Consider the following 13,633-nt stretch of genomic DNA (forward strand, 5'->3'; position numbering starts at 1 on the left):
GTCTGTTCCCTTTTTGCTGCACGGGTGCTCGGTCAACTCTTGGCGTCGATGACGACGGACACCGAGCTCGGTCGTTCGTCGACGAAGTACAACGCGACCATTGCCACGATAGGCCCGGCTGCGAGTGTCGCGAACGCCGCGAGAAACGACTTGCCCGATGCTGCGAACACGGCGCCGACCGTGATGGGGACGAGCACGCTGCCGATGTTCCAGAATGCGTTGGTGACGCCCGCTGACGAGCCGACGACGTGGCTGGAGACGAGTCGCGGGATCAGTGCCACGAGCAGGGGCAGGTAGCAGTACGCGGACAGCCCGAGGAAGGGTGCGGCGAGCAAGAATCCGATTGGTGTACTGAGCATTCCGAAGGCGAGCAGTGTGATGGCGAAGCATCCGAGGACGATCATGGCGGGAACCCGCCGGGCACCATTGAAACGGTCGGAGATGATGCCGATGAGGGGTTTGCCGAACACACCGAGCGCGGCGAAGAGTGCCACGATGAACCCCGCGGTCGAGGGAGTCACGGAGTGGCCCTTGATCATCAGGGTGTTCGACCAGGTGATGAATCCGTAGGTTCCCCAGCATCCGCCGAAGCCTGCGACTGCGACGAGCATGAGATTGCGGTTGCGCAGGATCGTCATAATCACCGCGCCGGTGGACCCAGAATCGGTTGCTGCGGCCCGCACATCCACGGGGCCGGATCGGAGCAGGAACCAGCACACCACGCCGGCAACGACCGAAAGGGCACCGAAGAGGTGGTAGGAGGTTGTCCAGGCGAAGTGTTCGATCAGCATGGGAACGGTGGAATTCGCTACTACGACGCCGATCGACGTCGCGGACAGGAATATGCCCATGGCCTTACCGAGCTCGTCGGGACGAAACCAGCTGGTGATGAGTTTGACGCCGGCCGCGTAATCGGCGCCGGCGAAGAGTCCGACCACCGCCTGTACCGCGATGCCGACGGTTGCCGAGGATGTCGACCCGAAGATCATCATGAAGATTCCGGCGCCGACCAGGGACGTGGTGACGATCGTGCGCCCACCAAGCCGGTCACTCAGAAAGCCGTTGCCGGCATTCGACAGGACATACCCGACGTAGTACGCAGTTGCGAAAGATCCGAGGCTCGCCAACGGCACTCCGAGGTCCTCGCCGACGAACACCGAGGCGGGCCCCCACGTCGAGCGGTCGACCGACGTCAGGACCAGGGCCAGCCAGCACAGACCGAGGACGACCCACCGATACCGCGAGATCGCTGTCGAGGCGCCGGTCAATCGTTCAGCCATGTCGAGGGAGGTATCGCTTTTCACGGCGTTGATCCTTTCGGGACTGTCGAACCGGACTCGGCTCGGATACGGGAATCGATGCGGCGGGTCAGTGGATGCCGGCGCGTGCAGGGCCGTGACCGGACTCCGCTAGTTGTGTGAGTCACAGTAGGCCTGGAAAGTGAAATGGTCAACAATGAACTTGCGAAGCGCAAAGAATTCGTAGCATGTCGGCATTCGGCTGCGACACGGCGTCGGATGGTGACTGACAGCCGCCATGTCGTCGGGAGGTCGAACGGTTTGTAGATTGGGATCGGTAGGCGCCCACTCGTCGGGCCCGTCGAGACGGGCTCGGCCCGACGAGTGCGGGATGCGTGGGAAGGTGAGATACGACCGACGTCGACATCCAGTATCCGCAATCGCGTGCGGCGACCCTCGAGATCGCCGGAGGTACTCGCCCCGTTCGGCATTGGATCGGCCAGTGCGAGGTCCGCTCTCCTCACCATCCTCGGTGAGTTCGTCCGTCCACGAGGGCAAGCGGTCTGGACCTCGACGTTACTGCGGGCGCTTGCGGAAATCGGCGTGGAGCAGAAGGCTGCGCGACAGGCCATCTCACGGATGGCGCAGGAGGGTCTCCTCGTGTCCGAGCGCTCGGGCCGGAGGGTACGTTGGTCCCTGACCGAGGCGGGCGCCACGCTGCTGCGCGACGGCGCCGTCAGAATCTATGGCTTTCTCCGCGCAGACCGGGAATGGGACGAGCGCTGGCTGGTCGTCACGGTCGCCGTTCCGGAGGCTCAGCGCAGTCTGCGGCATCGCCTGCGGACGCAGCTCACCTGGCTCGGTATGGGATCGCCGTCGCCGGGTCTCTGGGTAATTCCCGACGCGGGCAAGGAAGCCGCCGTTCTGGCGGTCCTCGACGAACTGGGTTTGCGGGCCAAGGCGTTTGCCTGGGTCGGAACGTGGGTTCCGGTCGATGATGTCCGGACCCTCATTTCTGCGGCGTGGGATCTCGACGAGCTGGCGGAGAAGTACCGTCACTTCACCGATTGGACCACGGAGATGGCACCGCTGACGTCGACCGAGGCCTTCGTCGCTCAGGTGGAGCTCGTGCACGAGTGGCGCCGCTTCCCGTTTCTGGATCCCGACCTGCCTGCGTCGCTCCTGCCCTCCGATTGGCCTGCGGTGCGCGCGGTGGACGCGTTCGACGCGAGCCACAAGCGCTGGCACGACACCGCGCAGGCCCAGTGGGACGTGTGGGCTGAGCAGGAAGGCGGCTGATTCGCGCGCTCTCCGAGAGCAACGGTCGACACTCGGGAAAAGTCTACAGGAAATTTGACTATCGCCAGAAATGTGTTGACTATTGAGGTGCGCCCTGGAGAGCGCGTCGTGTGGCGGGTCGAATCTGTCGAGTCTCAGCTTCTGAAAGGAGCCGGAAGTGGCACCGTTGTCCGTGAGTGCGCGTGGTTCCGAGATCGGTCGTCACCGCGCTCGCCACCCGGCCGAGGTGCTCACCGGTTGCCGTGTGACGGCCCGCGGCGACGACTGGGCCACGGCCGCGATGGTCCTTCCCCGCTTCGCCACGGGGCTGGACGTTCCGCTCGGGTGGTTGGGTGTGGCGGCGGACTCCGCGGCAGCCCAATCGCTCGGCGGCCTGTTTGCGCAGGGGCTCGACGTGCGCACGGTCGACCTGCGCCTCGATGCCGTCGGCCCGGTGCCCTCGCCCGGAACCGTGGTGACAGCGTGAGGGGATCTGATCTCGTCGGATCACCGAACCGGGTTGAGCCGTATCCGGATTCACGGACCCGACGACGCCGACATCGCCGTGGGAACCGCACGCTTCATCGTCGTTCCCGGACCGCCGCCCTCGACGCCCTCGACCCCGACAATGACGGGCTCGGCATCGGCTACCGGTGGTGTCCCGTTACTGCCGTCCCTCGACGAGATCTTCGGCATCACGGACACCGCCCGGCACGAAAATTCCTCGGTGCTGACCGCCGAACTCGACCCGGCGCTGTGCAACAGGCACGGAGTGGTGCACGGTGGACTGCACGTCAGCCTGATCGACCACGCGATGCGCGCGCTGGTCGGACATTCCGGAACCCACGGAGATCCGGGGGCTCCGGAACTGCTCGACCTCACGCTGGCATACCAGCGGCCCCTTGCGCCGGGAGTCGACGGCACGGTTCTGCTGTGTGCCACGGTCGAACGCCGGGGTCGACGGATCACCACAGTGAACGCCACGCTGCAGACCTCGACCGGCCGGGTCCTGACCTCGGCGCAAGGCACCTTCTTGTCCGCTACGGAGGATCGGCCATGACACACGACACCGATACGCAGTTCCCGCCACGATCGGCGACGATGTCCACTCTGGTGGAATGGTCCGACACCGATGCCGCAGGGCATCACCACAATTCATCGATCTTGCGGTGGGTGGAAGCGTGCGAGGTGCGGTTGTACCGCCAGTTGGGTCTGCTGGAGCATTTTCCGAGCATGCCCAGAGTCCAGCAAGTGGTGAACTACACGTCGAAGCTCTGGTTCGGCCAGGAGGTCACCACGACGGTCCGCATTCAAGCGGTCGGGCGAACCTCGATCACCTTCGAATTCGACGTCTACGGAGAAGAATTCGACGGCGCGGCCCGAGTTCGGGCCGCGCACGGGGCGTTCACCTCCGTGCATGTTCTCCCCGCCGAAACCCGTGCGACGCCCTGGCCGGACGACATTCTCGAGCTGGTGGACCCACATCGGGTCTCGCCGGTCGCCGTGTGACCAACACGGGCCGAACCTGAGGGGACACGCACTAGACTGCACGTGTATCGGTCGGAGAGGTGTTGCGATCATGCCGGACAGCGGTGGAGACTCGGTGATCGGACGTGTGGTGCGTTTGCTCAGTGCATTCGACCGCAATTCGCGCTCACTTCCGCTCACGACGCTCGCCAATCGTGCCGACCTTCCCCTCACGACGACGCACCGGTTGGTAAACGAGCTGGTCAAACACGGTTTACTCGAACGCGCTCCCAACAAGGAGATCAGCATCGGGTTGCGTCTGTGGGAAATTTCCGCGCGCGGCTCGCATACGATGACGTTGCGTGAGGCGGCGCTGCCGTTCATGGAGGACCTTCAGACGATCCTGCGCCAGCACGTCAGTCTGGCGGTCTTGGACGCCGGATCGGTGTTGTTTCTCGAACGTCTGGCGAGTCCCGACTCGACGCTCGATGCCGGCCGGATGGCCGAACGATACCCCTTGCATGGATGTTCGACCGGGCTTGTACTGCTGGCCTTTTCGCCTCCGGACTACCAGGGCAAGGTTCTGTCCGGGCCACTGGACAAGCTCACCGACCGCACCGTCACCGACCCGGTACTACTCCGTCGAATCCTGGCCGAGGTGCGTCAGCAACGCTTCTCCTACGCGGCAGGTTTCGGGATCGAGCGGTGGTCCGGACTTGCCGTGCCCATCATCGGCGAGCACGGTGCGGTGATCGCGGCGCTGAACGTGGTCTACCCACGGGGTGAGGAGAACGTGTTGACGGCAATCCCCGCCATGCAGACTGTCGCCACCAGTATCGCGCGCGCCGTCGCAGGCACCCCGGTTGCACGCGACGGTAACCGCAGCTCATAACACATTCTTGTACTAATTCTTCCGCCTAGCGGAAGTGCTATTTGTGGCGCGCTTCACTCCTGGGAATCTTAAATGCAGCAGAGCACAGAAACCGGAGCGAGAACAGGATCCACTCCCTCCCCGACGGCCAACTCCGTCGAGTGCTCACACCCAGACCGGACGCCGAGCGCTATCGATCCGGTGCCCCGTGTCCACGCCAGCTTCCACGAAAGGACGCCGATGTCTACCGTCACCGAGTCCACCGCGATCTTGCCTCCCTACTCCCACGAGTTGAATTGGCCGACAGACCTTCCCGCGTTCAAAGTGATCGACGAGAACGGCAGTCAAGGTGTGCCGTATGCGCACTACGCGTGGATGCGTGAGCATGCCCCGGTGCTCCGCGCACAGACGCCCGGCGAGGACGTCTGGTTCGTCAGCCGGTACCAAGACGTGCGCAAAGCTCTGCGCGCACCCAAGGTCTTCTCCTCCCAGGTGACCGAGCCGGTGCCGCTGACGTTCCTGACCCTGTTCGATGCGCCCAACCACACCCGCCTCCGGCAGGTGGTCGCCCGCGCCTTCACCCCGAAATCGGTGGCCATGGTCGAAGACCGCGTCCGCGAGAATGCCGCCCGGTATCTCGACGAGATGATCGCGGCCGGCGGCGGCGAGGTGGCGACGTCCTACTCGATGCCGCTGAGCATGTCGACCATCAGTGCCATCCTCGACGTTCCGGCCGCGGATATCGACAAGATGAAGTTCTGGTCGGACGAGATGTTCACGTACTTCGCACGCGTCGCGCGGAATGCGCCGGGATCGGGCGAGGACGAGAAGAACACCATGGAGTTCTTCGACTATCTCCAGGAGAACCTCGAGCGCCTCTACCGCGAGGACAGCGAGGCCGTCGGCGGTCACATCGCGCGGATGTGGAAAGAAGGACTGCTCTCCGACAAGGAGGCCCGCGAACTGTGCGGGTTCATGTTCGTTGCCGGCCACGACACCACCACACTGTTGATGACGATGGCCTTCCAGGAATTCGCACACCATCCGGATCTCCTGGGGCGGATCCGAACCAACCCGGACGAGGCCGACAAATTCGTCGAGGAACTTGCCCGTTTCCGCGGTTCGGTTCACCGCACCGTGCGACGCACCAAGGACGACGTCGAGATCGCCGGAACCATCATTCCGAAGGGTGCGGTCGTTCGGCTGCTCATCGCATCGGCCAACCGTGACGAGACGAAGTTCCCCGGCGCGCACGAGTTCGACATGGACCGGGACACCGAAGGGCACTTCGGGTTCGGATACGGCATCCACAGCTGCATCGGTTCGCCCCTCGCGCGCCTCGAGTTGCGGGTGACGACCAAACTCCTGTCGGCTCGGCTCGAGGCGATAGCGATCGATCCCGACCACGCGATCGAGTACATGCACGGCAACAATCTCACCGTCGGACCCGAGCGCATGCGCGTCCTGCTGCGTGCCGTGGGTGCCTGACCGGACCGCACGAGAGGCAGCACAATGTCCATACCCATCGTTGTCGTCGGCGCCGGGCACGCCGGTGTCCACACCACCTCGCGCCTGGTCGAACTCGGATACCGTGGCGAGCTGATCCTGATCGACGAGGAAGACGGTCTCCCCTACGAGCGGCCGCCTCTCTCGAAGGACGTGCTCGCCAGTGCGGAATCACATGAGCCGCCCGTGCTCCGGAAACAGGACTACTACGAGAACAAGGGAATCCGGCGAATCGCTGGGTCCGCGGTGACCGCTGTCGATCGATCCGCCCGGGAAGTCTGCCTTGCCGACGGATCCGCGATTCCCTACCACCGTCTCATCCTCGCCGCCGGGTCGCGGGCACGGACACTCGACGTTCCGGGCGCGGCACTGCCCGGCGTGCAGGTCTTGAAGACCCGCGCGGACGGCCACAACCTGAAGTCGATGCTGCGCCCCGGCGTGCGGTTCGTGATCGTCGGTGCCGGATACATCGGGATGGAAGTCGCAGCGGCGGCGGTGAAATCCGGCTGCAGCGCAACCGTACTCGAATACCAGAATCGATCGATGAGCCGCGTCACCTCGGAAGACGTGAGTCACTACTTCGAGGACCTCCATGTCGCGGAGGGAGTACGGTTCGCCTTCGGTAGCTCCCTCGCAAGGATCGAGGGGTCGGACCGGGTCGAAGGCATTGTCACCAGCGCCGGAGAGACGATCCCCGCAGACGTCGTCGTGGTGGGAATCGGCGTGCTACCCAACCAGGAACTCGCCGAGGCGGCCGGACTCGACTGTTCCGACGGAATCGTCGTCGACGAGCACGCCCGCACCTCCGATCCCGAGATCTACGCCGTCGGCGACGTCACCCGCTTCACCTGCCCCCGGGAAGGTGTCAGCATGCGCCTCGAATGCGTTCAGAATGCAATGGCGCAGGCAGACAGCGCCGCTCGCCACATACTGGGTCTCGACGCCGCCGCCACGGAGGTGCCGTGGTTCTGGACCGTCCAACACGGTGTCCGACTGCAAACCGCCGGGGTGCGCTCGCCGGAAGACCAGATAGTTCGGCGCGGCGATCCTGCCGACGGCAAGTTCGCGGTTCTCTACCTGCGCGACGGTCGTCTGGCCGCACTGGACACGATCAATGCGCTCGGCGACTTCGCCGCGGGAAAGAAGCTCATCGCCGCCGGCGCCCGGCTCGATCCCGTACTCGCGGCAGACCGAGCGGTGAAGCTGGCGACCACCCGAACCGACGCTCTCGCTACATCACGTTAGGAATTCACGACATGTCCAACAACATCACCGTCATCGACCGTGCGGGATCACCCAGCCAGGTGGAGTGGGAACCCGAACAGACCCTCATGGAAGCTCTGCGGGACAATGATTTTCCACTCCTTGCTTCCTGCGGCGGAACCGCGTCCTGCGCCACCTGCCATGTGTACCTGGAATCGCAGGTCGTCGCGGGACTCGGCGAGCGCTCCGTAGACGAGATCGAACTCCTCGAGGAAGCGGAAGGATTCGACGCGGAGACGTCACGACTGTCCTGCCAGATCGCGCACGCGCAGTCGCTCGACGGAATCACCGTGACGCTTGCACCGGAGGAATGACCGGATCGGGGAAGGCCGACCGGCCCATCCGTGCGAAACGAACAACCGTGCGAAACGAACAACATTGAGGAGATGACGATGAGACTGCAAGGCAAGCGCGTGGTCGTGACCGCGGCCGCGTCGGGAATGGGCCGAGCCGGGTGCGAACTGTTCGCGCAGGAAGGCGCCCGGATCGCGGCAGTCGACCGGGACGAGGTTCGGTTGAAGGAGGTGGTCGACGGAATCAACACGGCGGGCGGTAACGCACAGGGATTCGTCGCCGATCTGTCCGACGCCGACATCGCGGGGACCGTCGCCGACGACGCGATCGCATGGCTCGGCGGAATCGACGTCCTGTGGAGCCATGCGGGAATGCCCGCTCCCGGCGACGTGGAAACACTCGACCTCGACGAATTCCGTACCGCCACGGACGTGAACCTCACGCAGTCGACGGTGATCGCGGCACGTGCGATCACGCACATGCGACAGCAGGGGAGCGGCTCGATCATCTTCACTGCATCCACCTCCGGACTCGTCGGGTCTGCACTCAGCCCGATCTACTCCGCCCTGAAGGCGAGCATCATCGGTCTGGCCAAGGGATTGGCCGTGCGTTACGCGACCGACGGTGTCCGCGTGAACGCACTGTGCCCGGGGCCGGTGGCGACCCCGATGCTGTACAACGACTTCATGAAGGTCGATGCACGATTCTCCCAGGAAGAGAACGAGAAGCGTGTCGTCGCCGGTGTCCCACTCGGCCGCGCAGGTCAGCCCCGCGAGATCGCGGACGCCGCGCTGTGGCTGGCCTCGGACGAGTCGTCCTTCGTCACTGGGATCGCGCTGCCCGTCGACGGCGGCCTGACCGCACGATAGTCCGGCTGCGCCGTTCACTCTCCTCATTTCCCACTTCGATCGGACGATGTATGAGCACACTCGACGCTCCTGCGCACACGAGCGCTCCGGACAAGATCACCAAGGTCACCCGGGCCGGCGCGATCGGCAACTTCATCGAGTTCTACGACTTCACCCTGTACGGGTTCTTCGCAGTCACCATCGCCACGCTGTTCTTCCCGCAGTTCGACAGCGTGGCGGCTCTGCTCTCGACGTTCGCCCTGTTCGGCGTCGCGTTCGTGATTCGTCCGATCGGAGCGGTCGTCTTCGGACACGTCGGCGACCGCTGGGGACGCAAGCGCGCCTTGATGATCGCGGTTCTTCTGATGAGCGGGGCCACCGCGGCCATCGGCGTGCTGCCGACCTATGCGGCGGTCGGTGTGGCAGCACCGACACTCTTGCTCGTGTGCCGACTGCTACAGGGCTTCTCGGCGGGCGGGGAGCAGAGCGGAGCGTTCGTTCTCGTGGTCGAGCAGTCCGCGATCGGCGAACGCGGCAAGAACGCCTCCAAACTCGTGGTGTCGATCGTTGCGGGGGTCTGCTGCGCCGCCCTGGTCGTCCTGGTCGTCTCGGCCCTGACGACCGACCAGCAGATGGCCCAGTGGGGCTGGCGTCTGCCGTTCCTCCTGTCGGCCCCGCTCGGCGTCCTCGGCTTCTACCTCCGCATGAGCATCGAGGATTCACACGACTTCACCGCCGCCCGAGCGAACTCCGAGCCGGGAACGCCCGCGCCTCTCGCGCAGGCCTTCCGCACGGTTCGCCGCCAGATGTGCACCCTCCTCGGATGGGTCGCCATGCAATCCGTCGCCGGCTACATCCTGGTCGGATTCATGATGTCCTACCTCGTGAAGTTTCAGAATTACCCGATGTCGACGGCCCTGACGATCGTCGTCGTCGGACACCTCGTGGGGATCGGGCTGATCTTCGGCATCGGTCGGTGGGCAGACCGCATCCAACGCAAGACGTTGGCCGTGTCACTCGCCGCGGCCCTGGCGATCGCGGTGGTGCCGGCCTTCATTCTCCTGCGGCACGGCGTCGTCGCCGCGACGATCGGAATCTCCCTGTACGCCACCACCGCGTACTCCCTGCTGATCGTGTCGGCACTGGCAGTCGTCGAACTCTTTCCCGTCGAGGTTCGGTTCTCGGCCAGCGCACTCCCGTTCCAGATCAGCTACGCGGTGTTCGGCGGTGCCGCACCATTCGTCTCCACCTGGCTGGTCGCGGAGGTCTCCACCATCGCACCCGCATACGCACTCGTGCTCTTCGGGATTCTCGGAATTGTCGTCGCGGCGATCGCCATTCCGAACCTGCCGCCCCGGCCGGACGACGGCGCCGATGGAACTGCGGCCGACTGCGAACCCGGTGCGGGCACAACCATTCACGCCAATCAGAGGAACCTTTGATGAACGACTTCGCACTGCTGATCGACGGCGCTCTCGTGCCGGGCTCCACGGAGCTTCCGGTCATCGACCCCGCCACCGAGCAGACCTTCAGCACGGTCCCTGCCGCCTCGCCCGAGCAGCTGGACCGGGCCGTGGCCGCGGCCGGAGCCGCACACCCGAGCTGGGCAGCTACCCCGGTCGACGAGCGGCGGCGGATCGTGTCGCAGATCGCCGACACCATCGCACAGCACCGTCAGGAACTAGCCGGCATCCTCGTCCGCGAACAGGGAAAACCGCTCGCCGCCGCGTTCGGGGAGGTCGACACAGCGGTCGAGTACATTCGCTACTTCGCCGGCCTCACCCTCGAACCGGAAGTGATCGACGACAGCGAACTGCGCCGCGTCGAGATCCACCGCGTTCCGGTGGGCGTGATCGGCATCATCGTGCCGTGGAATTTTCCCCTGCTCCTCCTGGCGTTCAAGCTCCCCGCCGCCCTGCTGGCCGGTAACACGATGGTCGTCAAACCCGCCCCGACGACCCCCGCGGCCACCCTCCACCTCGGTCGGCTCATCGCAGGCATCGTCCCCGCCGGTGTGGTGAACATCGTCTCGGGTGGCCCCGAGCTCGGCCCGCACCTCTCGGCGCATCCGGGACTGCAGAAGGTCAGCTTGACCGGCTCGACGGAAACGGGCAAGAAGGTCATGGCTGCGGCGGCGGAGCGCCTGACCCGGGTGACCCTCGAGCTCGGCGGCAACGACCCGGCGATCGTCCTGCCGGATGTCGACGTCGAGGAGGTCGCCGAGAAGGTCTTTCACGCCGCCTTCGGCAACAGTGGGCAGATCTGTCGCGCGATCAAGCGGATCTACGTGCACGCGGACATCTATGACCGATTCTGTGACGCTCTTGCAGCGCGTGCGGCAAACGCGATCGTCGGTAACGGCATGGAACCGGGAACACAGTTAGGGCCGGTCCAGAACCAGGCCCAGTTCGACCGCATCAAGGAAATCCTCGCGGACGCGGAGTCCGCCGGAAAGGTCATGCCCGGCGGAGGGGTCGTCGACGGTCCCGGCTACTTCGTGCGACCGACGATCGTCCGGGATGTCGACGAGTCGTCACGTCTGGTCGTCGAGGAACAATTCGGCCCCGTGGTCCCGGTGATGCCCTACACCGATATCGATGACGTCGTGACCCGCGCCAACGACAGCGAATTCGGCTTGGCCGCGTCGGTCTGGTCGACGGACATCGACGCCGCCACCGCGATTGCTCACCGAATCTCGGCGGGAACCGTGTGGGTGAACAAGCACAGCGATCGGACACCGGACGTACCCATCGCCGGCGCCAAGCAGTCCGGCATCGGTACCGAGCTCGGTGTCCTCGGGTTGCTCGAGTACACCCAGATCAAAGTGATCAACGTAGCGCGCCGGTAGTTATCCGACGCTGAGTGCTCGTCCGGTCAGGGACTGACGTCCTGGCCGGACGAGCTCGTTTCGGCGTGGCTACCGCACATCCCACGACGCGAGCACGCTGCGGGAATCATGGTCGCCCGGAGTGCACGGCGGTGTGATCGCGGCCGCGGGCGTTCGCGAGAACCGCGGCGCCGGAGCGGGCTGGCGGATTCCGGCGACGTCGACATATGTTCCGCGCTCGCGTAGGTGATCGTCGTCGAGGGATTCGGTGAGAGACAGAACGGGCTCGACGCAGGCGTCGGTGCCTCGGAACAGGGTGGTCCATTCGTCTCGGGTACGAGTGCGGAACCGTGCCGCGATGCGGTCGCGAAGTTCGGGCCATGCTGACCTGTCCCGCCGAGACGGCAGTTCCTCATCCGGCGCGAGAATCTCGACGAAAGCGTCGTAGAACTGCGGTTCGATCGCACCGACAGCCATGTGCTTGCCGTCGGCGGTCTCGTAGACCGAATAGAACGGGGTACCGCCGTCCATCAGGTTGGACCGCCGCCGGTCCGTCCACCTGCCGGCGTCGAGCATCCCGTACAGCAGAGTGCCCATGTGGGCGGCGCCGTCGACGATCGCGCCGTCGACGACCTGTCCCCGGCCGCTGCGCCGGGCCTCGGTTACGGCCGCGAGAATGCCGATCACGAGATACAGTGCACCACCACCGAAGTCGCCGACGAGAGCGAGAGGGATCTGAGGGCATTCCTCACCGCCGATGGCGTGGAGGAGCCCGGTCCCCGCCAGGTATCCGACATCGTGGCCGGCGGTCGCTGCCTTCGGGCCCTCCTGGCCCCAGCCGGTCATCCGGGCATAGACGATCCGCGGATTGACGGCGTGCAGGTCGTCGGGGCCGATGCCGAGCCGCTCGGCAACACCGGGACGCGAGGATTCGATCACCACGTCGGCACGGCCCGCGAGTTCCTTCAGGGTTCTACGGTCGGCGTCGTCCTTCACATCCAGGCAGATCGATCGTTTCCCGCGGTGGAGGATCTGCGACCCGTCCCGCGGCGGGCGGCCGCGCGATGCCGGTCGCTCGATGCGTACGACGTCGGCGCCGAGATCGGCGAGAGTCATTGCCGCGAAGGGCGCCGGTCCCATGCCCCCGAGCTCGAGGACTCGGAGGCCGGCGAGGGGGCCGGTCGACCCGGCGTCTGGGGGAGGGGTCGTCATGGGGAGCGCCGATCTGTCGGATGGGCTGTCAGTTGTCGTTATCGATCAGGTCGGTGGCACCGCGTTCGAGCCACATGGCCTCCACATTGCGGCGGATCACCTTCCCGGACGCGCTGGTGGGAAGCATGTCGTTGCGCAACCACCAGCGGGTGGGGATTTGGAAGCGGCCGAGCGTTGTGGCTGCGTGTGCGCGCAAGTCGTCGGTGCTGACCGGCATGCCGCGCCGGATGGTGACGGCGGCCGCGACCTGTTCGCCGAGCTCCTCATGCGGCAGGGCCACGACGATTGCCTCGGCGACGGCGGGATGGGTGGTCAGGGCCGCGGCCACGTACGCGCACGAAATGTTCTCTCCGCCGCGGATGATGATGTCCTTCGACCGGCCGCTCAGGTAGAGGTGGCCGTCGGCGTCGACGCGACCGAGATCACCGGTGTGCAGCCACCCGTCGGCGTCGACGAGCGATTCCAGGTCGGGGTCGACGTACCCACTCATCAGGCCGGGGCAGTTGACGAGAATCTCGCCGTTACCGTCGGCGTCCGGGGTCGCGATCGTCACCTCGATCGGCGGCAGCAGTTTGCCGACGCAGCCCGGGCGCTCGGAGATCTCACGGGATGTACCCATGGCGAGGAGGCCACCGGCCTCGGTCAGCCCGTACATCGACCCGGCACCGCCACCCTTGAGGTTCGGGAACCGCTCCTGAACGGTGCGCCGGAATGCCGGGGTCGACGCGGACCCGCCGAGGGGGATCGACCGGACACTGGACGTGTCTGCAGCGACGAAGTTTTCGTGTTCCATGACACGAGTGACCATGGCGGGCACAGCACCCCAGGT

14 protein-coding genes are annotated in these 13,633 nt (G+C 65.5%); 11 read left to right on the forward strand and 3 right to left on the reverse strand.

Annotation, left to right across the window (positions count from 1 at the left end):
* Nucleotides 1-32: 32 nt before the first annotated feature.
* A complete protein-coding gene (locus tag ACFWAY_RS08065; protein WP_378453835.1) occupies nucleotides 33-1,304 on the reverse strand; it encodes a nitrate/nitrite transporter in 1,272 nt (423 codons plus the stop codon).
* A gap of 378 nt (nucleotides 1,305-1,682) precedes the next feature.
* On the opposite strand from ACFWAY_RS08065, the gene ACFWAY_RS08070 reads away from it, so the two are divergent.
* The 11 genes from ACFWAY_RS08070 to ACFWAY_RS08120 all read left to right on the forward strand — a co-directional run bounded on the left by ACFWAY_RS08070 (nucleotide 1,683) and on the right by ACFWAY_RS08120 (nucleotide 11,613).
* On the forward strand, nucleotides 1,683-2,537 hold the full coding sequence (locus tag ACFWAY_RS08070; RefSeq protein WP_378510383.1) for a PaaX family transcriptional regulator C-terminal domain-containing protein: 855 nt from the start codon (nucleotides 1,683-1,685) through the stop codon (nucleotides 2,535-2,537).
* A 157-nt stretch (nucleotides 2,538-2,694) separates the two neighbouring features.
* Nucleotides 2,695-3,003, forward strand: a complete 309-nt coding sequence (locus ACFWAY_RS08075; protein WP_378510384.1) for a hypothetical protein — start codon at nucleotides 2,695-2,697, stop codon at nucleotides 3,001-3,003.
* Between the two features lie 33 nt (nucleotides 3,004-3,036).
* On the forward strand, nucleotides 3,037-3,576 hold the full coding sequence (locus ACFWAY_RS08080) for a PaaI family thioesterase (RefSeq protein WP_378510385.1): 540 nt from the start codon (nucleotides 3,037-3,039) through the stop codon (nucleotides 3,574-3,576).
* Nucleotides 3,573-4,025: an acyl-CoA thioesterase gene (locus ACFWAY_RS08085; protein ID WP_378453838.1), complete on the forward strand. Its 453-nt coding sequence runs from the start codon at nucleotides 3,573-3,575 to the stop codon at nucleotides 4,023-4,025. Before ACFWAY_RS08080 ends, ACFWAY_RS08085 begins: the two co-directional genes overlap by 4 nt.
* Nucleotides 4,026-4,095: 70 nt before the next feature.
* Complete coding sequence (locus tag ACFWAY_RS08090) at nucleotides 4,096-4,875, forward strand: IclR family transcriptional regulator (protein WP_378453839.1); 780 nt, start codon at nucleotides 4,096-4,098, stop codon at nucleotides 4,873-4,875.
* Nucleotides 4,876-5,094: 219 nt separating this feature from the next.
* Nucleotides 5,095-6,342, forward strand: coding sequence for a cytochrome P450 (locus ACFWAY_RS08095; RefSeq protein ID WP_378510386.1), 1,248 nt, complete (start codon nucleotides 5,095-5,097; stop codon nucleotides 6,340-6,342).
* Between the two features lie 24 nt (nucleotides 6,343-6,366).
* Nucleotides 6,367-7,605, forward strand: coding sequence for an NAD(P)/FAD-dependent oxidoreductase (locus ACFWAY_RS08100; protein WP_378510387.1), 1,239 nt, complete (start codon nucleotides 6,367-6,369; stop codon nucleotides 7,603-7,605).
* An 11-nt stretch (nucleotides 7,606-7,616) separates the two neighbouring features.
* The gene (locus ACFWAY_RS08105) at nucleotides 7,617-7,937 is read left to right on the forward strand and encodes a 2Fe-2S iron-sulfur cluster-binding protein (protein ID WP_378510388.1); all 321 of its coding nucleotides are present in this window, start codon (nucleotides 7,617-7,619) and stop codon (nucleotides 7,935-7,937) included.
* A 78-nt stretch (nucleotides 7,938-8,015) separates the two neighbouring features.
* A complete protein-coding gene (locus ACFWAY_RS08110; protein WP_378453843.1) occupies nucleotides 8,016-8,786 on the forward strand; it encodes an SDR family NAD(P)-dependent oxidoreductase in 771 nt (256 codons plus the stop codon).
* 50 nt (nucleotides 8,787-8,836) lie between these two features.
* Complete coding sequence (locus ACFWAY_RS08115) at nucleotides 8,837-10,207, forward strand: MFS transporter (protein ID WP_378510389.1); 1,371 nt, start codon at nucleotides 8,837-8,839, stop codon at nucleotides 10,205-10,207.
* Nucleotides 10,207-11,613: an aldehyde dehydrogenase family protein gene (locus ACFWAY_RS08120; RefSeq protein WP_378510390.1), complete on the forward strand. Its 1,407-nt coding sequence runs from the start codon at nucleotides 10,207-10,209 to the stop codon at nucleotides 11,611-11,613. The genes ACFWAY_RS08115 and ACFWAY_RS08120 overlap by 1 nt, the downstream gene beginning before the upstream one ends.
* A gap of 69 nt (nucleotides 11,614-11,682) precedes the next feature.
* On the opposite strand, the gene ACFWAY_RS08125 is transcribed toward ACFWAY_RS08120, so the two are convergent.
* Entirely contained in the window at nucleotides 11,683-12,804 is a 1,122-nt protein-coding gene (locus ACFWAY_RS08125; protein WP_378510391.1) for a CaiB/BaiF CoA transferase family protein, read from the reverse strand.
* 28 nt (nucleotides 12,805-12,832) lie between these two features.
* Nucleotides 12,833-13,633: class I adenylate-forming enzyme family protein (locus ACFWAY_RS08130; RefSeq protein ID WP_378510392.1), on the reverse strand; the 801-nt coding region annotated here is incomplete at its 5' end.

It is taken from the genome of Rhodococcus sp. NPDC059968, assembly GCF_042738615.1.
GTDB lineage: Bacteria > Actinomycetota > Actinomycetes > Mycobacteriales > Mycobacteriaceae > Rhodococcus_F.